Below are 18,630 nucleotides of genomic sequence, written 5' to 3'. Positions count from 1 at the left end.
CCAGGCCCTTCCAGGCAGGGAGGCAGCCAACCAACACGCCAGACGCGGGTCCGGGAAGGATCCGAGCGCACGTGGTGTAAAGAACAGCCCATGCCCGCCCGGACCCCTTCGGCTTCCCGCGTCCTCGTCGTCACCCTGCTCGCCACCAGCGCTCCGGCGCTCGCCGCCACGACGCCCTCCGCGTCCTCGGCCGTGGTGACGGGCAGCGTGCCGGGCACGCCGCGGGACACCACCGGGACCCGCGCGCCGGGCGCGCCCACGCCCGGCGCCGTCGTCCAGGGGGAGCTCGCGCCCCTCCAGGTGAAGCCCGTGGACGGGCCCCATCTGTCGCTCCAGCCCGCCACCGCGAAGCCGGGCGACCCGGTGCTGGTGACTGTGCGCGGCGCGGCGTCCCTGCCCACGGGGACGCTGGCGGGCCGGCCCCTGCGCTTCTTCGCGTGGCACGACGGCTTCGCGGCGCTCGGCAGCCTCCCGGTGGAGCTGGCCCCGGGCACCGTGACGGTGGACGTGACGGCCCCCGGGCGCGGCCTGCCGGTGTTGCTGTCCAGCGTGCTGAACGTGGACCCGCCGGGCTTCCGGGAGCGCGAGCTGCGCGTGGCCAACAAGTACGTGTCGCCGCCCAAGGCGGTGAAGGCGCGCATGGAGGCGGACCGCAAGGCCTTCGCCGCGGCGTTCGCCCAGCCGTTCCGCGCGCCGCTGTTCGGACAGAACTTCGCCTGGCCTCGCGAGGCCACGGTGACGGCGCCCTTCGGCGACCGCCGCTCGTTCAACGGCAAGCTGCAGACGCAGCACTTCGGCGTGGACCTGGACGGTGTCACGGGCGCGCCCGTGGTCGCCGCCAACGACGGCACCGTGGTGATGGCGCGCGACAACTACGCGTCCGGCAACACCGTGCTCGTGCACCACGGCGCGGGGCTCTACACCGCGTACTTCCACATGTCGCGCATCGACGTGAAGAACGGGGCGAAGGTGAAGCAGGGAGAAGCGCTGGGCCTCGTCGGCAGCACCGGCCGCGTCACCGGCCCCCACCTCCACTGGGGTGTGAAGGCGGATGACCGGTGGGTGGATGGCCAGACGCTGCTCAAGCTGGACTTCACCGGCGCCCCGGCCGCGTCTGGAGTGGCCGCCAACGCGGCGGGGCTGGGGACGCCCTGAACTAGCGGTCCTTCCACTGCGGGGGCCGCTTCTCCATGAAGGCGGTGACGCCTTCGGCCGCGTCATCCGCCAGCACGTTGAGCGACAGCTGCGACGCCAAGAGCTCCAGCGCCGCCGGCAGCGGCAGGTCCTCCGCGGTGAAGAAGGCGCGCCGGCCCAGGGCCAGCACCGCCTGACTCTTGCCCGCAAGCTTCCCCGCGAGCGCGTCCACCGCGGCGTCCAGCTCCGCGGCGGGCACCACGCGGTTGAGCAGGCCCAGGCCCAGGGCGTCCTTCGCGTGCAGCCGGTCCCCGGTGAGCACCAGCTCCAGCGCGCGCTTGCGCCCCAGGTGCCGCTGCAGGAGCGCCATCATCATCATGGGGAAGAGCCCCACGTCGATTTCGGGCGTGCCCAGGTCCGCGCCCTCCACGGCCACCGCCAGGTCGCACGCGAGCACCAGCCCCAGGCCCCCCGCCAGCGCGTGGCCGTTGACGCGCGCGAGGGTCGGCTTGCGCGCATCCTGGAAGCGCGTGAGCAGCCGCGCGTAGGCGCGCCGGCCCTCATGGGTCGCCAGGAAGCCGCCGTCCCCGGCCATCTGGCCCAGGTCCCCGCCCGCGCAGAACACCTTCTCCCCCGCGCCGGTGAGCACGATGACGCGCACGGCGGGGTCCGCGTCCGCGCGGTCCACCGCGTCGAGCAGAGCCTGGATGACCCCCGGCGAGAGCGCGTTGCGCGCCTTCGGCCGGTCGAGGGTCAGCCGCGCTTGGGGGCCTTGGACTTCGTACCGGACTTCTCCCGCTTCCATGTCGACACCTCCGGGGAAGGCTCGCCCTGCTGTTCGTCCTTCGTCGGCTCCTGCTTCGCGGGTTCGCCCTGGGGCGCTCCGCCTGGGGACAGGAGCACGCCGTGAAGGAAGGAGTCGGCGATCTGCGCCTTGGCGCGCTCCAGCATCGCCTGGTCGCGCGCGTCCGCGAGCCCCACGACGAACGCGGTGAGCCCCATCTCGATGGAGCCGAAGAGCAGCGCGGACGCCAGCAGCGGATCCACGTCCGGCCGCAGCTCCCCCGCGGCCTTGGCGTGGGTGAACATCTGCGCGCTCAGGCGGATGACGTCCACGAAGGCCGTCTGGCGGTTGATGCGGGCCCCGGCCGGCGAGCGGGCAATCTCCAGGATGAGCACCTTCACCGCGCGGGGGTCCACCCGGTAGGCCTCGAAGGCCACGTCCGCGATGCGGCGCACCTTGTCCACCAGCGGGCCTTCGCTCTCCGCGACAGCGCGAGCGCGCGAGATGAACCCGCTCCAGCCCGTCTCGAAGACGGTCTCCAGCAGCTCATCCTTGTTCTTGAAGTAGTGGTAGACGAGCCCGTACGCGACGCCCGCCTCCTTGGCGACGTCCGCGATACGGCAGCCGTGGTAGCCCTTCCGGGCGAACACGTCGATGGCGGCCCGCAGGATGGTACGGCGGCGCTCGCTCTCCCGCGTCCCGCTCTCCGGCGCCGACTTCTGCTGGCCCACGCGTCCTCCCATGGCTGGTTGATTCTAGAATCAGCCAACCACGCTACGGACGCGGGGCCCCGGGGTCAATCCTTACGTGGGACCTTCCACCACGCCGAGGGGGAGGCGGGTGGAAGGGGTCCACACGAGGGGAAAGGCCCTCCCCGGAGGGTCAATCAGGCTGCCGAGCCATTGAACATCACTCGGGCGACGCCGAGCAGGCGGTCCACGTCGCGCGCATTGAGGCCGCGGGCGCGGGCGAAGTCCGATAGCGGACGCAGCAGGTCCTCCGTCTGGGCAGGGGTCTGCTCGGTGCCCGTGAAGAGCTCACCGAGGCTGACGCTGAGGGCGTTGGAGAGCGCCGCTAGGGTCTCCACGTGGGGCACGCGCTCGCCGCGCTCGATCATCGACAGGAAGGACACGCTGATCTGAGCACGCTCGGCGAGTTCCTCCTGCGTCCATCGCTCCGGGCGCTGCGTGCGAAGCTCGCGAATGCGCTGGCCAATTCTTTTTCCGAGATCCGACACGAAAGACTTCTCCTCTGGGGGATGTTTCGAGGTGAGTGCAACCCTCGCTTGCGGCGGGTGATTCCTATCCCCCCGAACCAAAGGACCCGAAACCGGCGACAGTCAGATTGATGCCGGCGAATTCCGGCGACTGATTGCGCCGCAGGATCACCACCCCCTCGATTCGCCAGCAGTCGCAGGCGGGTCCATAGGACACGCCAAAGGTCTGCTGTGCAAGGGGCTGACTTTCCTGGGAAATCACGTCCTTGTAGAGGGGCTGCACCAACGCTTCGTATCGCAACCCGAGCCCGAATCCGAGCTTGATTCGCGTACCGGCAGTGAGTGCCTGTGCCCGTTCGGTCGGAGAGGGTGCGACTTGGTCGGGGTGGGACGGAAGGGGACGAGGTGCGTCTCCTACCAGCATGTCCACGCCCCGACGCACGAAGTCGGGGCCTTGCGCGAGGGGATCCAACCCGCGGTCGATGGATAATTGTTTCACGGCGAGCAGGTCGTCGTAGCGGGCGTAGAGGGCGTTCCCCTTGCCGTTGTCGATGGTGAAGTCGGCGGACAGCTGGGTGATGTCGCGCGTCGTCGGGTCCATGCGCACGAGCGCGCCCGCGGTGACGACGCCAGCGCTGGCGGACAGGCGAGCGAAGGTGTCGCGCAGCACGCTGCCCTGCACCGTGTCGCGTCCCGCGACGGGGGCGATGCGGGACAGGTCGAAGCCCTGGCCGATGCGCAGGCGCAGCGGCTCGCGGGTGGTGGGCCCCTTCCGGACGCGCAGCGTCTGGTCCACGGCGACCACGGCGTGGAGGAAGCCGCGCACGCGGCCATCGGACTGGAGCGGCACGGCGGCGTCCAGCTCGTCGTAGACGAGCGGCACGGTGCCGGTGCCGCTCGAGTTCAAGGCGGTGAGGACCCGGCCCCAGCCGCCGGGCACGTAGCGCAGGCTCACCGACGGGGCCAGCGTGTGGCGGTAGAGCGTGTCCCCGTCCGTGAAGGTGCGCGCCAGCTGCGAGTCCAGCACCAGGTCCGCCAGCGGGTAGCCGCGCTGGGCGGTGTGGCCGGAGTACTCGCCCACGGAGACGGCCTGGCGCAGCCCCAGCGACGGCGTCAGCCGGGCCCAGGTGCCCAGCCCGTAGGACGTGGACATCCGGGAGAACAGCGACACGCGGTCGCGCCCCTCGCGTTCGGTGGGGTCGAAGCGGCCGTTGCCCTCCAGCGCGTCGAAAGGCAGCGTCAGGGGATTCGCCTCCAGCGGCGTGCCAGGAGGGCGCCACCGGCCGGAGGGGGAGAAGAGGGCGTCGAAGCCGTCATCGGCGTAGCTGCCGCGCAGCGGCGCGAGCCGGCTGTACTCCACCTCCATCCCGCCCGTGACGCGGCCTCCGAACAAGGAGCGCTCGGGCAGGTTCAGCGTGAGCCCCGGCAGGCGCTGGAAGGTCGTGGGCCCGTGGGGATTGAAGGCCACCCCGCTCTTGCTGGCCTCCGCGGGGATGGTGTTGTCCTGGAAGAAGCGGAAGGGGTAGCGCAGGTCCTGGCGCAGCGACACGTCCAGGCCCAGGTAGCGGTCGTCGCGGCGCTGGTACACGACCGCGGTGCTGCGCAGGTAGCTGTAGTTCTGCACCAGCAGGTCGGCGGTGAGGTCGCGCGTGTAGAAGCCGTCCGACACGAAGTACGCGTCCACGCGGTCGTGCCACCCGTCGCCCAGGTCCTGGGTGTGCTGCCAGGACGCCTCCCCGCGCAAGCCACGCTTCTCGTCGACGATCTCCGAGGTGTAGACCGGGTTCTCAGGGTCGGAGCGGTTCACGACGCGGAGGAAGTCGAAGGTGGTGGGATCCAGCCGGGGCCGCAGGTCGTAGAGGAAGCCCAGCGTCGCCCGGCCCCGCGTGTGGTCGCTGGGGACGTAGCGGAACTCGGTGAGCAACCGGGGGCCCTTCACGCCGACGGTGCGAGGCTCATGGATGGGGGTGCCGTCCGGGTTCCTGAAGGGACCGTCGATATCCCCGCCCCCCGTATAGAAGCCGGGGGTGAAGGTGAGGTCGTAGCTCTCCCCCAGCGTGACGAAGACGGGCGCGTCCAGCGCGAAGCCGTTGAGGCCGGAGTTGGATGGGCGGGGGATGAGCAGACCGGTGCGGCGCTCGGCCAGGGGCAGGTACAGCCACGGCAGCGCGAACACCGGCACCGACTGCACGTACACCACCGGCCAGGTGAGGATGGCCCGCTCGCCCATCTTCACGTTGGCCTCCTTCGCCTCCACGCGCCAGCTGGGCTCTCCAGGGCCGCACTGGCACGGCGTGAAGGCCAGGCCATCCACGGAGAAGGATGTCTCGCCGGTGCGGCGGATGCGCGTGCCGCTCATCAGGACGGGCGTCTCGCCCAGCTTGCGCAGCTCGTCCGGCGTCTTGGCGGCCTGGAGCGCTTCGGGGGTGACGCCCTTCTTCTGCATGAAGAGGCCGCCCTTCACGTTGGCCTCGTTGGAGCGCAGGTCCACGCGCACGTCGTCCGCGATGGCGGCCATCATGCCGCTGACGAACATCACGTTGCCGGTGGCGGTGGCCACCTGCGTGGCCTCGCTGTACGTCACCTCGTCCGCGCGCAGCACGTTGGGGCCGCTGCGCAATTCGCAGTGGCCGCGCGCGGTGAGGATGTCGGATTCGTAGACGACGAAGTCGGCGGCCAGCTCCACCACCTCACCGGTGGGTAGCTCCACCTGCGTGGCCAGCGGAATCTGGGCCGACACCAGGAGCGTCAGAGCGACCGGGACAAGGAAGGTCATGCGGGAGGCGTGGGCGGTGGGCGCCGTGCCGGCAACGGCGCCCGCCCCGTCCTACCGGCCCGGGCGGGGGAAGTCGAGGGTGATGAGCCCCCCCTCCTGGCGTGTCTGGTAGCGGACCCCCTGCTTCAGCTGGATGACGACGCGCACGGAGTGGCCCGCGCCGGAGAACGCCTCCACGCGCGACACGGCCGACGGGAAGAAGTGCGTGTCCAGGGGCAGCGTGTTGTTGGACTCCACCACGCGGGTGTTCTCCAGCTCCAGCACCACCTGGTTGGCGGACTCGCTCACCGTGTATCGCACCGGCTCGTTGGTGCGTACGAACACGCTCGAGCTGTCCGGGTGCTGCTGGAAGCCCACCAACGTCATCGTCTTGCGGCGAGACGACACCTGTCCCCCGCCGCTCTCGCGAGGCTCGGCCGCGGCGCTGCCCTGGCTGGGACGGGCGCGCGTCTCCCGGGAGGCCACGGCCGTCGGCTGGCGGCGCTCGCGGGCCTCCTGCGCCTTCTGGCGCTTCGCCTCGGCGGCGGCCTCGCGGGCCTCCTGCTGCTCCTCGCGGCGGGCCTGGGCCGCGGCGCGGGCCTCCTCCAGCTTCTGGCGCTTCGCCTCCGCGGCGGCCTGGGCGGAGGTCCGCTTCTCCTCGGCGGCGGCCTGGGCACTGGCGCGGCGCTCGTCCTCGGCGCGCTTCGCGGCGGCGCGCTTCTCCTCGGCGGCACTCCTGGCGGCGGCCTGGGCCTCCTCGGCCTGCTGGCGCTTCGCGTCCGCGGCGGCCTGGGCACTGGCGCGGCGCTCGTCCTCGGCGCGCTTCGCGGCGGCGCGGGCGTCTTCATCCTGACGCTTGCGTTCGGCGACGGCGGCCGCCTCCGAGGCGCGGCGCTCCTCCTCCTGGCGCTGCGCGGCGAGCCGGGCGTCCTCCTGGCGCTTGCGGTCCGCGTCCGCATCCGCCTTGGCGCGGGCGGAGGCCTCGGCCGCGGCCTTCTCCTGGGCCTCGCGCTCCGCACGGGCCGCGTCGGCGGCGGCCTTCGCGGCCTTCTCCTGGGCCTCCCGGTCCGACGCGGCGGCGCGGGCCGCGTCCTGGGCGCTGGCCCCCGTGGGCGTCTGGGTCGCCGAGGCGATCTCCGCCGTGCCCTGCGCGGGCGTGTTCTGGGCGACGGCGGCGTTGCCCCCACCGCCCAGCACCTTCACCACCAGCTTCGTGCCGGAGGACTGGATGTCCGTCTCCACCTCGCGCTCGTACCCGATGAGGATGCGCGCGATGGACGACAACTCCGTGCCGTACACCTGCGTCCGGATGCCCGTCACGGTGCCGTTGCCCACCGGCATCTCCTCCGCCACGCCCTGGAACACGGCGCCGGACACGTCGATGACGAGCCGGGGGGGATCCGTCATGGTGAAGCTGTTGAAGTCCGGCTTCTTGCTGCCGGAGATCTCCACCGTTCCACCGTTGATGGTGATGCCGGTGATGGTGTTGAGGTCCGCCGGCTGCTGCGCCAGCGCCACCAGCGGCACGAGCATCCACCCAAGCAGCGACACCGCGAAGCCCTTCATCGACCACTCCCGTGACGTTCGTCAGACAGACGGGCGTGAAACTAACACGCACCGGGGAGGCACCAACTTTTCAGGCTGGCGGGAACGTCCTCGCTTCAACGCAGGCGCGGCAGGGCCGGCGAGCGCGTGCGGTGCGTCCGCGTGTACTCGATGAGGTTCTTGATGTCGTAGCAGATCTGCCGGATGTCGTGCCCCATCGTCAGCTCGACGTGGCTGTTGCCCTTCACCGGCCGCCACAGCAGGTACTCGCTCTTCGCGGCGCGATACACGCTGCGCGTGGATTCCACCGAAGCCAGCGGATCCATGTCTCCGAAGATGATGGCCATGGGGATTTCAATCTTCCCGAAGCCCCGCTTGAAGTCGTAGTCGGTGCGGTAGCAGACCATCTCGCCGCGGCGGATCCACCGGGCGAACTGTTCAATCACCTTGCGCGGTTCGCGCTCGCCGCCCTCGCGCAGCAGCCAGCGGATGTCGTCGCGGCTGACGCGTTCGGTGTTGACGAGGCGGTTCAACTTGCGCGTGAACCGCTGATACAGGGCGGAGTCGTCCGCCTGCGCGATCTGCCGCTCCACCCACTTCAACACCACGTCCACGGGCACGGCGTTGAACACGAGGGACTTCTTCGCCTCGGGCTCCAGGCGCTTCTGGAGCGCGGGGCTGAAGGCGCCCACGCCCCTGGCCAGCAGCGCCCGGCCCAGCGTGCTGGCGCGGCGCTCCAGGTTCAGGCCGCCCAGCGTCAGGTCCACCGCGCCCGCGAGCAGCGGCGAGCCGTGCGCCAGCATGCGCAGGAGCATGAAGCCGCGCCCCAGGTCCGCGGGCGAGCCGATGGTGATGAGCCCCTCGAAGTCGTCGTGGATGCCGGCATAGCCGTAGCCGAGCATGCCGCCCATGGAGTGGCCGCAGTAGAAGATGCGCTCGCGCCGGGTGATGCGCTTGACGCCGGAGACGGCCGCCGGGAGGTCGTAGAGGAAGTAGCTGTCCAGGTCCCAGCCGTAGTCCAGGTCCGGCGGCAGCGGGCGCTTGAAGCGCTCGGCGCGCTCCTTCTGGAAGGCGATGGAGCTCTTGCCGTGCCCGCGCAGCTCCAGGATGTGGATGTCCACGCCGAAGAAGAGCAGGTTCTTGACGAACTGGCCGCTCGTCCAGGTGTGCCGGTTCTGGGAGAAGCCGTGCACCAACAGCAGCGGCTCACCGAACAGCGGCTGCGCGAACGCCTGTTTCACCGGACGGTAGCGCGTGATGACAAGCGACCATCCGTCCGCCGTCTCCACCACGTAGTTGGTCTTGGAGTACAGCGCCCGGAAGTCGACCTCATCGACGGTGGGCATCGGAGGTCCCGGAAGCGCTGATCTCCAGTCCGGCAGGCGCATGTCTCAAAGTTACTGCTGCTGCTGCATCGCGCCAAGGCTTCGTCCGACCAATCGCTTCACGGCGCCCACCAGGAACAATGAACCGGTGGCCAGAACGACCCCGTCCGGGTGCCCCAAGGCATCAGCCCTCGCCCCGGCGAGGGCATCCTCCAGGGAGGCGTGCGCGACGACCCGTGAACACAAAGCCCCTGCTTCATGGATGTATCGCGACGGGGCGAGCGAGCGCGGCGTGTCCAGCGGGGTGAGGTGCACGGAGGCCGCCAGCGGAAACAGCGCCCGCAGCATCGGTCCCCGGTCCTTGTCCGCCACCACCCCGAAGACCAGGTGCAGGGGCCGCGCGGCGTAGAGCGTGCGCAGCGCCTCCAGCAGCACCGCCACGCCGGCCGGGTTGTGGGCGCCGTCCACCACCACCGTGGGGGCGTCCGCCACCTCCTCCAGCCGCCCGGGCCAGCGCGCCGTGGCCAACCCCACGCGCGCGGCCTCCGGCGTCACCGCCACTCCGCGCTCGTGGAGGACCTCCAGGCAGGCGAGCGCCACCGCCGCGTTCTGATGCTGGTACGGGCCGCGCAGGGCGAGCGTCAGCCCCCCGAGCGACCAGACGGGCCCCCGGTACGCGAGGCGCCCCTCCGACTCCGGGGCGAGGCCGAAGTCGCGGCCCTCCAGCCGGACGGGGACGGCGAGCTGCTCCGCGCGGCCCAGGAGCGCGTCCAGGGCCTCGGGGTCCTGCCGCGACAGCACCACCGGCACGCCGGGCTTGAAGATGCCGGCCTTCTCTCCGGCGATCTCCCGGAGCGTGTGCCCCAGGTACTCCATGTGGTCGAAGGACACGGGGGTGACGCAGGTCACGACGGGCGCCGCGGCGCTGGTGGCGTCCAGCCGGCCGCCCAGGCCCGTCTCCAGCACCGCCACGTCCACGCGCTCGCGGGAGAAGTGCCAGAGCGCCACCACGGTGCCGAACTCGAAGTACGTCATCGGGTCGGCCCGCGCGGAGGGGTAGCGCTCCAGCACCTCCAGGATGCGCTGCCCGAAGACGTCGTCCGGGATGTCCTCCCCGGCCACGCGGATGCGCTCGTTGACGCGCACCAGGTGCGGCGACGTGTAGAGGCCCACGCGGTGGCCGGCGGCCTCCAGCGCGCGCGCGACGAAGGCGCAGGTGCTGCCCTTGCCGTTGGTCCCGGCGACGTGCAGCGCCGGGAAGTCGCGCTCCGGGTGGCCCAGCGCGGCGAGCGCGTCCCGCACCCGCTCCAGGCCCAGCTTGATGCCGGAGGGGTTGAGCGACTGGAAGAAGCGCAGGGCCTCTTCGGGAGTGCGTGGGGCGTCCATGCCGTGGAAGCCCTCCGCCCTACCCCAGCATGCCGAGGATCTGCCCCAGCCTGGCGCGCAGCTCCTTGCGGTGGACGATGGAGTCGATCATCCCGTGGTCCAGCAGGAACTCCGAGCGCTGGAAGCCCTCCGGCAGCTTCTGGCGGATGGTCTGCTCGATGACGCGCGGGCCGGCGAAGCCGATGAGGGCCTTGGGCTCCGCGAGGATGATGTCGCCCAGCCAGGAGAAGGACGCGGCGACGCCGCCGGTGGTGGGGTTGAGCATCACCGACACGTACGGCTTGCCGCTGGTGCGGAAGCGCGCGATGGCCGCGGACGTCTTCGCCATCTGCATCAGGGAGAAGATGCCCTCCTGCATGCGCGCGCCGCCGGAGGCGGAGAACACCACGGCGGGGCACTTCAGCTCGAAGGCGCGCTCGAACACGCGCGTCACCTTCTCACCCACCACGGAGCCCATGGAGCCGCCCATGAACTCGAAGACGAAGCAGCCCACGGAGACGGGGTGGCCCTCGATGCGGCCCACGCCGGAGATGAACGCGTCGTTCTCCTCCAGGTTCTTGCGCGTGGACTTCAGCCGGTCCTTGTACTTCTTGGAGTCGGTGAAGCCGAGCGGGTCCTGGGGCTCCAGCTCCTTGTCGAACTCCTCGAAGGAGTCCGGATCCAGCGTCGCCGCGAGCCGGGCGCGGGCCGTCCAGGCGTGGTGGTGTTCGCAGTGCGGACACACCATCCAGTTCTTCTCCAACTCCTGACGGTAGATGATCTCCTCGCACTGCTCGCACTTGGCCCACAGGCCCTGCATGCGGGAGGGCTGGGGCTCGGCGGCGGGCTCGGAGTCGACGGCGATGCGGGGCTTCTTGGAGAACCAGGCCATGTGGCCCGGGGGTTAATCCGAGCGCCGCGAGCCGTCAATACCTCCGTACGGCGCGCCGCGGCACGAAGTCCCTGCGCCCTAGAACTGGAACGTCTCTCCCAGCTCCAGGACGTTCACCGGCAGCGAGGCCAGCTCCTTCTTCAGCTGGGTCACGAAGGCGGGCTTCAGGTGGTAGAGCATCACCTGGGCCCCGTTGCGGTCGAACTTGCGCAGCTCCGAGCCCACGGTGGCCGGGGTCAGGTGGCCGGAGATGTCCGCCAGGGCCTGGAGGCTGTTGGGGAAGCTGGCCTCCAGGAGCAGCGCCTTGAGGTTCGGGGTGGCGTTGAGCGCCTTCCACAGCTTGTCGGTGGGGCCGGTGTCGCCGCTCATGGCGAGGGCGGCCTTCCCGTCGGAGATGATGAAGGCGCACGACTCCACGGGGTGGCTCACCGGCACGCTCTTCACGGTGTAGGGGCCCACCTGGAAGGTGCTGCCGGCGCGGAAGGTCTTGATGGAGAGGACGGGCTTGTGGCGCGTGGGGATGCGCGTGAAGTCCGGCCACAGCGCGTTGTTGAACATGTTCTCGCGCAGCGCCTTGGCGCACTCGCGGGAGGCATGGATGGTGACGGGCTTGTCCCTGCGGCCGATGACCAGGTCGGCCAGCAGCGGCAGGTCCTTCACGTGGTCGAAGTGGCTGTGGCCGACGAGCACGTCGTCCACCTTGCAGAGCTGCTCCAGCGAGAGGGTCCCGGTGAGTGCGCCCGCGTCGAGCGCGAGCACGTCATCCACGAGGAAGCAGGTGCTCCTGCACGTGGGAAGCTCGCCGCCGTGGCACCCGAGGACTTGCAGCTTCACGCTAGAGGTCTCCGAACTTCCACTTCATCTCAAGGTAGTTGAGGAAGTCGTGCAGCCGGGCGGTGTCATACACGGTCACCCGGTCACCGCTGCGCTCGATGAGGCCCGCGCGCTCCAGGCGCTCCAGCATGCTGCGCACGGCGGGCTCGCCCACGCCAATCTGCCGGGGCATCTCCCGCACCGCGAAGTCGATCTCCACGCCCTCCTCCAGCGGCCGGCCGCGCGTCTGGCAGGCCTGGAGGATCTGATGGACGACGCGGCTCGCGGGGTCCCCGTGGAGCAGGTTCTCGATCTGGGCGTCCGCCTCGGAGAGGCGCTCGGCCAGCTTCTTGATCATCCGAACGGCGATCTCCGCGTTGCCGCGGATCATCGCCTCGAAGGTCTTCGGGTCGATGACGAGCAGCTTCGCGTCGTCGTGCACAACGGCGGAGGCGTTCCGGGGCTTGTTGGAGATGATGGCCATCTCCCCGAAGAACTCACCGGGGCCCAGCACGGCGAGCACCTTCTCCACGTCGCGCACGCGCTTGGAGATGGCGATCTTCCCGGACTGGATGACGAACATCTCCTTGCCGATCTCTCCCTCGCGGAAGAGCTCGGTGCCCTTGGGGAACTCCTTGCCAAAACGTTGAAAGAGGGTTTCCTCGGCGCCCATCTGGCCCGCGAGTCAATCAGCCCCCACCCCACCGGTCAAATATCCCAGAGCGATATCGCACCGGCGTCGGAGATCCGGGGATTGAGGCACGCCTCGCGGCGGCGTGGAGGCCCCGCGAGCGCGCGGCCAGCCCCCGGGCAAGCCATCCGTAGCGGTGGCGTGACAGGACGGCCTGCGTGCCAGGGGGCGTGGTCGCCACAAACCCGACACCCCGTTCCGAGGCCCGAGACAGGGGCCTCCGGGAGGGATACAAGGCCGGCCGTGGGAACGACCTACAAGCAGTCCGGAGTAGACATCGAGGCCGGCGACGCGTTCGTCGAGAAGATCAAACCCCATGCGGCGCGCACCACGCGCCCGGAGGTGATGGGTGGAGTGGGCGGCTTCGGCGGCCTGTTCGCCCTGCCACCGGGCAAGTACCAGGCGCCCGTGCTGGTGGCGGGCACCGACGGCGTGGGCACCAAGCTGAAGGTGGCCTTCCTGGCGGGGCGCCACGACACGGTGGGCATCGACCTGGTGGCGATGTCGGTGAACGACATCCTCACCTGTGGCGCGGAGCCGCTGTTCTTCCTGGACTACTTCGCCACCGGGAAGCTGGAGGTGGACGCGGCGGCGGAGGTGGTGAAGGGCATCGCGGTGGGCTGCGAGCAGGCGGGGTGCGCGCTCCTGGGCGGGGAGACGGCGGAGATGCCGGGCTTCTACGCGCGGGGCGAGTACGACGTCGCGGGCTTCTGCGTGGGCGTGGTGGAGCGCTCGGCCATCATCGACGGCAAGACGGTGAAGCCGGGGGACGCGCTCATCGGGCTCACGTCGTCGGGGCTGCACAGCAACGGCTACTCGCTGGCGCGCAAGGTGCTGCTGGATGACGCGAAGCTGCCGCTGGACGTGGCGCCGCAGGGGCTGGACCGGCCGCTGGGTGACGCGCTGCTGGAGCCCACGCGCATCTACGTGAAGGACGCGCTCGCGCTGTGCCAGGCGGTGAAGGTGAAGGGCATGGCGCACATCACCGGCAGCGGCATCCCGGGCAACCTGCCCCGGTGCCTGCCGGACGGGACGCGCGCGGTGCTGAGCGAGTCCGCGTGGAAGAAGCCGGCCATCTTCGACCTCATCGCGAAGACGGGCGGCGTCGCGCGCGACGAGATGTTCAGCACGTTCAACATGGGCCTGGGCCTCATCGTCGTGGTGGCGAAGGAGGACGTGGCGAAGGCGCTGGAGGTGCTGCGCGCCCGGGGCGTGGAAGCGTCCGAGGTGGGCCGGGTGGAAGCGGGCCAGGGCGAGGCCACGGCGGTCATCGATCCATGAGCGCGCGGCGGGCGCGGCTGGGGGTGCTCGTCAGCGGCGGCGGGAGCAACCTGCAGGCGTTGCTCGACGCGGCCGCGCGGGAGGACTTCCCCGCCGAGGTGGCGTGCGTGCTCTCCAACGTGCCCACCGCGTACGCGCTGGAGCGCGCCCGGAAGGCGGGCGTGCGCGCGGAGGTGGTGGATCACAAGGGCTTCGGGTCGAAGGTGGACTTCGAGGCGGCGGTGCTCGGCGTGCTGGCCGACGCGGGCGTGGAGTGGGTGTGTCTGGCGGGCTTCATGCGGCTGGTGAGCGCGGACTTCCTCAAGCGCTTCCCGGGGCGCGTGTTGAACATCCACCCCTCGTTGCTGCCCGCGTTCCCGGGGCTGCATGCGCAGCGGCAGGCGCTGGAGCGCGGCGTGAAGGTGGCCGGGTGCACGGTGCACTACGTGGACGCGGGCACGGACACGGGGCCCATCATCGCCCAGGCGGCGGTGCCGGTGCTGCCAGAGGATGACGAAGCGAGCCTGAGCGCGCGCATCCTCGCGGAGGAGCACCGGCTGTACCCGCTGGCCGTGCGGCTCGCGGTGTCGGGCGCGGTGACGCTGGATGGGACGCGCACGCGCGTGGCGGCGCATGTGACAGGCGATGCGGGCGCCCTGCGCAGTCCGGGAGCGCCGAAGTGACGCAGGGGGTGGATCCGGATGCGGCGTCACGCGCTGCTTCGGGGCCCACGCCGGATGGAACCGGCGGCGTGCCACGGCCCGTGGCTCCGGATGCGGCGCCCAGCGCCACGGCGGACGGCTCCGCCGCGCTCGATGCGTCCGCCCGCGACGCGAGGCGGGAGGCCCTGCGCGCAGCCCCGCGGGTCCTCGTCAGCGCGTGCCTGCTGGGTGAGGCGTGCCGCTACGATGGACGCTCGCAGCGCTCGGAGCGGGTGCTCGCGGCGCTGGACGGCAAGGCCGTCATCCCCATCTGTCCGGAGGCCGCGGCGGGCATGGGCATTCCGCGTCCGCCCGTGGACCTATCGGGTGGCACGGGCGTGGACGTCTGGGCCGGCCGCGCGCGGGCCCTCACGCGAGAGACTCGCGAGGACCGCACCGCCGCGTTCCAAGAGGGTGCCCACCTCGCCCTGGAGGCCGCGCGGCGGTTCGACGTCACGGTCGCGCTCCTGAAGGAAAAGAGCCCCTCGTGCGGCAGTCAGCGCATCTACGAATCCGGCGTGCTCCGCCCGGGTGAAGGCATCACCACCGCGCTTCTGCGCTCGGACGGACGCACCGTCGTGAGCGACGAGGACTTGTAGCGCGCCCCCGCGAAGCGCCCTGCCAGCGTCGTCCACCGAAGCCTCACACCGGCGAACGACGCAGTTGCTCAACCTCGCGCGGGCAACTCCAGCTCGTCACCGGGGCGCGGCGCGAAGCACGCCTCCACCTCCGCCTCCGTCACCTCCGCGAGCGTCGCCGGGCTCCAGCGCGGCTTCTGGTCCTTGTCCACCAGCACCGCCCGGATCCCCTCCCGGAAGTCATGTCGCGCGGTCAGCGCCTGGCTCAGCCGGTACTCCATGCGCGCCGTCGCGTCGTAGTCCTGTCCCCGCCCCTTCCGCAGCTGCCGCAGCGTCACCCGGAGGCTCGTGGGCGACATGCGCAGCAGCGTGGCGCGCGTCTCCTCCGCCCATGCCGTGCCCTCTCGCTCCAGCGCCGCGAGGATGTCCTCCACCCGCTGTCCGCCAAAGCACCGCGCGAGGACCTCCGCCCGCGCCGCGAGCCCCGAAGGCCCCGGCACCTGATGGAACCCCGCGAGCACGCCCGCCGCCACGTCCCGCCCCGCCCCACTCCAGTCCGCCGCCCCCAACGCCGCCATCAGGTCCTCCAGCCGGGAGGACTCCACCTGATGCGTCGCGTACCCGAGCCACACCGCATCCGCCGCGTCACACCGCGCGCCGGTCAGCCCCAGGTACGTGCCCGCCTCGCCCGGGAAGCGCGGCAGGAACCAGCCACCGCCCACGTCCGGGAAGATGCCAATCGCCGTCTCCGGCATCGCGAGCACCAGCTTCTCCGTCACGACCCGGAACGCGCCGTGCATCGACAGCCCCAATCCCCCACCCATGCAGATGCCATCCACCAGCGCGATGAACGGCTTCGGGTAATGGTGGATCCGGTGGTTGAGCGCGTACTCCGCCCGGAAGAACTCGCGCGCCAACGACGCCTCCGCGCCTGTGCGTCCGACCGAACTGGCCACCGCGCGCACGTCCCCTCCCGCGCAGAACGCCCGGCCCCCCGCGCCGCGGATCACCACCGCCTTCACGGATGGATCCGCCGCCCACGCATCCAATCGGGGATGCAGCGCCCGGCACATCTCCAGGGAGAGCGCGTTGAGCGCCTTCGGGCGGTTGAGGGTGACAACGCCCAAGGGTCCCCGGCTCTCCAGCAGCACGTCGTCGCTCATGCCCGGGGGATATCAGCCCAGAAGGCGCTCGCAGGGGAGATTCAGGGGTGACATGGCGACGGAAATCGGTATTGGGAAGAACATGACTCCCGTCGCCGCCCCCTTGCTCGCCGCCGTCTTCGACATGGACGGTACGCTCGTCGACAACATGGACTTCCACAACCGCGCCTGGGTGACGCTCGCCCGGAAGCTCGGCCTGGACGACCTGACCGCGGACCGGTTCCAGAACGAGTTCGCGGGAAAGAAGAACGAGGAGATCCTCCCGCAGCTCCTGGGCCGCACCCTCTCCGTCGCGGAGCTGGATGCGCTCGCGGACGAGAAGGAGTCCCACTACCGCGCCATCTACCGGCCCTATCTCGCGCTGCACCGGGGCGCGGAGGCCTTCCTGCACCGCCTGCGCGACGCGCGCCTGCCCATGGCCGTGGCCACCGCCGCGCCCCAGGGCAACCGCGAGCTGGTGCTGGACGGGCTCGCGGTCCGCCCGCTCTTCGCGTGCGTCGTCGGTGCCGAGCAGGTGACGCGCGGCAAGCCGGCGCCGGACATCTTCCTGGCCGCGGCGCAGGCGCTGCACGTGCCCCCGGAGTCGTGCGTGGCCTTCGAGGACGCCATCAACGGCGTGCTGTCCGCGCGCGCCGCCGGCATGATCACCGTGGGCATCACCACCACCACGACCGCGGAGCAGCTGGCGAAGGCGGGCGCCCACTACACCGCCCCGGACTTCGACGCGCTCCCCCCGGAGCTGGTCGCGCGCCTCTTCGGCCCCAGGCCCTGAGGGGCCCTCGGACCCCACCCCCAAGCCCGGCCCCTTGGAAACCCGGGAGCCAAAAGGGCGCCAGACGCGGTGGCGTTGTGTAGTGTTCGGCGGCCATGTCGACGTCCGCCGCCAAACTCAAGCTCCCCTCGGGCCCGTCCCGGCACGTGTACGACGTCATCGTGCTGGGCAGCCAGGTCGGAGGCGCGCTCGCCGCCGCGCTCCTGGCGAAGCGCAACCACCGCGTGTTGCTGGTGGAGCACGACGGCATGGGGCCCGGCTACGAGCACGACGGCTTCGTGCTGCCCTATGCCCCCTTCGTCGCGCCGCCCCTCAAGGCGATGCCCGCGGTGGAAGAGGCCCTCAACGAGCTGGGGCTCTCCACCGCCATCGGCCGGGCGCTGCGCCCCCACGCGCCCGAACTCCAGTTGGTGTTGCCCAGGAACCGCGTGGACCTGCCCGGCGACGCCGCACGCCGCCGCGCGGAGCTCACGCGTGAGTTCGGTGAAGCCGGAGAGGGCATCCAGGGCGCGCTGACGGGCAGCGCCGCCCAGCACGAGGCCACCGACGCCTTCTTCAAGGAAGGCCCCCAGCTGCCCCCCGACGGCTTCTTCGAGGGTTGGAAGCTCAAGGGGCGGATCAAGGACCACCCGGGCCTGGAGGCCACGCCCCGGCTCGCGAGCGACGACCCTGCGCTGTCGCTGGTGCGCGGCCTGCTCCCCTTCCTGGTGCACCTGGAGAAGCCCACCGCGCCCCTGGCGCTCACCCGGGCCCTGTCCCAGGTGCTCACCGCGCCGTCCACCTACCCCGGCGGCATGGACGCCCTGCGCGACGTGCTCACCCGGCGGCTCGCGGAGCTGGGCGGCGACGTGCTGGGCCGCGACAACCCGGCGGGCTTCATCGTCGAGGAGCTGGCGTTCGACGGCAGCAAGTTCTCCGGCGTGAAGCTGGTCCGCTCGGACACGCTCTACCGCGCGTCGTGCCTGGTGACGGCCACGGACTCCGGAGCGCTGCGCCGGCTGGTGACGGACAAGAAGCACCACCGCGGCCTGCTGGAGCACCTGGACCAGTCCAACACCCGGTCGCTGCTCTTCAGCGTGAACTGGGTCGTCCCGGAGGCGGCGCTCCCGCGCGGCATGGGCGAGCTGATCCTCGTGGACACGCAGGACGCGGAGCTGGGCCCGTTGCTCGTGCAGCAGCACCCGGCGCGGACGGCGGCGGTCGGCGGCCACAAGGACGTGGAGGGTGTGCGCGTGGTGTGCGCGGGCGCCTTCGTCCCGGCCTCCGCGCGCGACCTGGGCGAGGAACACCTCCAGGCCCTGGCGGCGAAGATCGACGAGCACCTGGACCGGCTGATGCCCTTCACGAAGCAGCACCGCGCGCTGCGGTCGGCCCCCTACCTGGACGCCGGGGGAGTGCGCGGCAGCCGCCTCATGCCCCACCCCCTCTACAGCTTCGAGACGGAAGCCTTCCTGGGCGTCACGGGGTTGAAGCAGCGCACGCCCGCGAAGAACGTGATCCTGGCGGGCCGCGAGGTGCTCCCCGGACTGGGCCTGGAAGGCGAGCTTTTGGCCGGGATGCGGGCCGCACGGCTGGTGCAGGACATGCTGAAGAAGAAGGATCCCCTCAAGCGGTAGGACTCGGGTCGGATCCGGCT

Annotated in this window: 17 protein-coding genes; 6 read left to right on the top strand and 11 right to left on the bottom strand. The window is 71.1% G+C overall.

Features of this window, described 5'->3' with window-relative positions; translation table 11 throughout:
- Window positions 1–90 precede the first annotated feature (90 nt).
- A complete protein-coding gene (locus GTY96_RS17300) occupies window positions 91–1,155 on the top strand; it encodes a M23 family metallopeptidase (protein ID WP_235685677.1) in 1,065 nt (354 codons plus the stop codon).
- Window position 1,156: 1 nt separating this feature from the next.
- Here the strand turns inward: GTY96_RS17300 and GTY96_RS17295 are convergent, their stop codons facing one another.
- The 10 genes from GTY96_RS17295 to GTY96_RS17250 all read right to left on the bottom strand — a co-directional run bounded on the left by GTY96_RS17295 (window position 1,157) and on the right by GTY96_RS17250 (window position 12,502).
- Window positions 1,157–1,939: an enoyl-CoA hydratase/isomerase family protein gene (locus GTY96_RS17295; protein ID WP_143901843.1), complete on the bottom strand. Its 783-nt coding sequence runs from the start codon at window positions 1,937–1,939 to the stop codon at window positions 1,157–1,159.
- Window positions 1,888–2,649, bottom strand: a complete 762-nt coding sequence (locus GTY96_RS17290; RefSeq protein WP_143902199.1) for a TetR/AcrR family transcriptional regulator — start codon at window positions 2,647–2,649, stop codon at window positions 1,888–1,890. Before GTY96_RS17290 ends, GTY96_RS17295 begins: the two co-directional genes overlap by 52 nt.
- A 155-nt stretch (window positions 2,650–2,804) precedes the next feature.
- Window positions 2,805–3,155: a helix-turn-helix domain-containing protein gene (locus GTY96_RS17285; RefSeq protein WP_014398120.1), complete on the bottom strand. Its 351-nt coding sequence runs from the start codon at window positions 3,153–3,155 to the stop codon at window positions 2,805–2,807.
- A gap of 64 nt (window positions 3,156–3,219) precedes the next feature.
- Complete coding sequence (locus tag GTY96_RS17280) at window positions 3,220–5,910, bottom strand: LPS-assembly protein LptD (RefSeq protein ID WP_161665297.1); 2,691 nt, start codon at window positions 5,908–5,910, stop codon at window positions 3,220–3,222.
- 51 nt (window positions 5,911–5,961) lie between these two features.
- Window positions 5,962–7,455 carry an AMIN domain-containing protein gene (locus GTY96_RS17275; RefSeq protein ID WP_143901845.1) on the bottom strand — a complete coding sequence of 498 codons (1,494 nt, stop codon included), beginning with the start codon at window positions 7,453–7,455 and terminating at the stop codon, window positions 5,962–5,964.
- A gap of 95 nt (window positions 7,456–7,550) precedes the next feature.
- Window positions 7,551–8,822, bottom strand: coding sequence for an alpha/beta fold hydrolase (locus tag GTY96_RS17270; protein ID WP_143901846.1), 1,272 nt, complete (start codon window positions 8,820–8,822; stop codon window positions 7,551–7,553).
- 9 nt (window positions 8,823–8,831) lie between these two features.
- Window positions 8,832–10,145, bottom strand: coding sequence for a bifunctional folylpolyglutamate synthase/dihydrofolate synthase (locus GTY96_RS17265; RefSeq protein WP_186001903.1), 1,314 nt, complete (start codon window positions 10,143–10,145; stop codon window positions 8,832–8,834).
- A 19-nt stretch (window positions 10,146–10,164) separates the two neighbouring features.
- Window positions 10,165–11,016: an acetyl-CoA carboxylase, carboxyltransferase subunit beta gene (accD, locus tag GTY96_RS17260; RefSeq protein WP_143901847.1), complete on the bottom strand. Its 852-nt coding sequence runs from the start codon at window positions 11,014–11,016 to the stop codon at window positions 10,165–10,167.
- A 78-nt stretch (window positions 11,017–11,094) separates the two neighbouring features.
- Window positions 11,095–11,850 (bottom strand): MBL fold metallo-hydrolase, encoded by a 756-nt coding sequence (locus GTY96_RS17255; RefSeq protein ID WP_143901848.1) that lies wholly within the window; start codon window positions 11,848–11,850, stop codon window positions 11,095–11,097.
- Between the two features lies 1 nt (window position 11,851).
- Complete coding sequence (locus GTY96_RS17250; RefSeq protein WP_143901849.1) at window positions 11,852–12,502, bottom strand: Crp/Fnr family transcriptional regulator; 651 nt, start codon at window positions 12,500–12,502, stop codon at window positions 11,852–11,854.
- A 261-nt stretch (window positions 12,503–12,763) separates the two neighbouring features.
- Here GTY96_RS17250 and purM point away from each other — a divergent pair, with 261 nt between their 5' ends.
- The 3 genes from purM to GTY96_RS17235 all read left to right on the top strand — a co-directional run bounded on the left by purM (window position 12,764) and on the right by GTY96_RS17235 (window position 15,080).
- The gene (gene purM, locus GTY96_RS17245) at window positions 12,764–13,801 is read left to right on the top strand and encodes a phosphoribosylformylglycinamidine cyclo-ligase (protein WP_143901851.1); all 1,038 of its coding nucleotides are present in this window, start codon (window positions 12,764–12,766) and stop codon (window positions 13,799–13,801) included.
- A complete protein-coding gene (gene purN, locus GTY96_RS17240) occupies window positions 13,798–14,463 on the top strand; it encodes a phosphoribosylglycinamide formyltransferase (protein WP_143901853.1) in 666 nt (221 codons plus the stop codon). The genes purM and purN overlap by 4 nt, the downstream gene beginning before the upstream one ends.
- A 68-nt stretch (window positions 14,464–14,531) precedes the next feature.
- Window positions 14,532–15,080 (top strand): DUF523 domain-containing protein, encoded by a 549-nt coding sequence (locus GTY96_RS17235; RefSeq protein WP_328700916.1) that lies wholly within the window; start codon window positions 14,532–14,534, stop codon window positions 15,078–15,080.
- Between the two features lie 68 nt (window positions 15,081–15,148).
- On the opposite strand, the gene GTY96_RS17230 is transcribed toward GTY96_RS17235, so the two are convergent.
- Window positions 15,149–16,222 (bottom strand): enoyl-CoA hydratase/isomerase family protein, encoded by a 1,074-nt coding sequence (locus GTY96_RS17230; RefSeq protein ID WP_161665296.1) that lies wholly within the window; start codon window positions 16,220–16,222, stop codon window positions 15,149–15,151.
- A gap of 82 nt (window positions 16,223–16,304) precedes the next feature.
- Here GTY96_RS17230 and GTY96_RS17225 point away from each other — a divergent pair, with 82 nt between their 5' ends.
- Entirely contained in the window at window positions 16,305–16,994 is a 690-nt protein-coding gene (locus tag GTY96_RS17225) for an HAD family hydrolase (RefSeq protein ID WP_143901857.1), read from the top strand.
- 95 nt (window positions 16,995–17,089) lie between these two features.
- Window positions 17,090–18,610: an NAD(P)-binding protein gene (locus GTY96_RS17220; protein ID WP_161665295.1), complete on the top strand. Its 1,521-nt coding sequence runs from the start codon at window positions 17,090–17,092 to the stop codon at window positions 18,608–18,610.
- Window positions 18,611–18,630 lie beyond the last annotated feature (20 nt).

This window comes from Corallococcus silvisoli (assembly GCF_009909145.1).
In the GTDB taxonomy this organism is placed as follows: Bacteria; Myxococcota; Myxococcia; order Myxococcales; family Myxococcaceae; genus Corallococcus; species Corallococcus silvisoli.
This window is presented reverse-complemented; position numbering and strand designations above follow the sequence as displayed.

Bases quoted from the DNA above. Each gene is read 5' to 3' on its own strand.
- GTY96_RS17270 (WP_143901846.1), bottom strand. From the start codon at position 8,822: ATGCGCCTGCCGGACTGGAGATCAGCGCTTCCGGGACCTCCGATGCCC.
- GTY96_RS17275 (WP_143901845.1), bottom strand. From the start codon at position 7,455: ATGAAGGGCTTCGCGGTGTCGCTGCTTGGGTGGATGCTCGTGCCGCTG.
- GTY96_RS17280 (WP_161665297.1), bottom strand. From the start codon at position 5,910: ATGACCTTCCTTGTCCCGGTCGCTCTGACGCTCCTGGTGTCGGCCCAG.
- GTY96_RS17220 (WP_161665295.1), top strand. From the start codon at position 17,090: ATGTCGACGTCCGCCGCCAAACTCAAGCTCCCCTCGGGCCCGTCCCGG.
- GTY96_RS17225 (WP_143901857.1), top strand. From the start codon at position 16,305: ATGACTCCCGTCGCCGCCCCCTTGCTCGCCGCCGTCTTCGACATGGAC.
- GTY96_RS17265 (WP_186001903.1), bottom strand. From the start codon at position 10,145: ATGGACGCCCCACGCACTCCCGAAGAGGCCCTGCGCTTCTTCCAGTCG.
- GTY96_RS17230 (WP_161665296.1), bottom strand. From the start codon at position 16,222: ATGAGCGACGACGTGCTGCTGGAGAGCCGGGGACCCTTGGGCGTTGTC.
- accD (WP_143901847.1), bottom strand. From the start codon at position 11,016: ATGGCCTGGTTCTCCAAGAAGCCCCGCATCGCCGTCGACTCCGAGCCC.
- purN (WP_143901853.1), top strand. From the start codon at position 13,798: ATGAGCGCGCGGCGGGCGCGGCTGGGGGTGCTCGTCAGCGGCGGCGGG.
- GTY96_RS17300 (WP_235685677.1), top strand. From the start codon at position 91: ATGCCCGCCCGGACCCCTTCGGCTTCCCGCGTCCTCGTCGTCACCCTG.
- GTY96_RS17295 (WP_143901843.1), bottom strand. From the start codon at position 1,939: ATGGAAGCGGGAGAAGTCCGGTACGAAGTCCAAGGCCCCCAAGCGCGG.
- GTY96_RS17250 (WP_143901849.1), bottom strand. From the start codon at position 12,502: ATGGGCGCCGAGGAAACCCTCTTTCAACGTTTTGGCAAGGAGTTCCCC.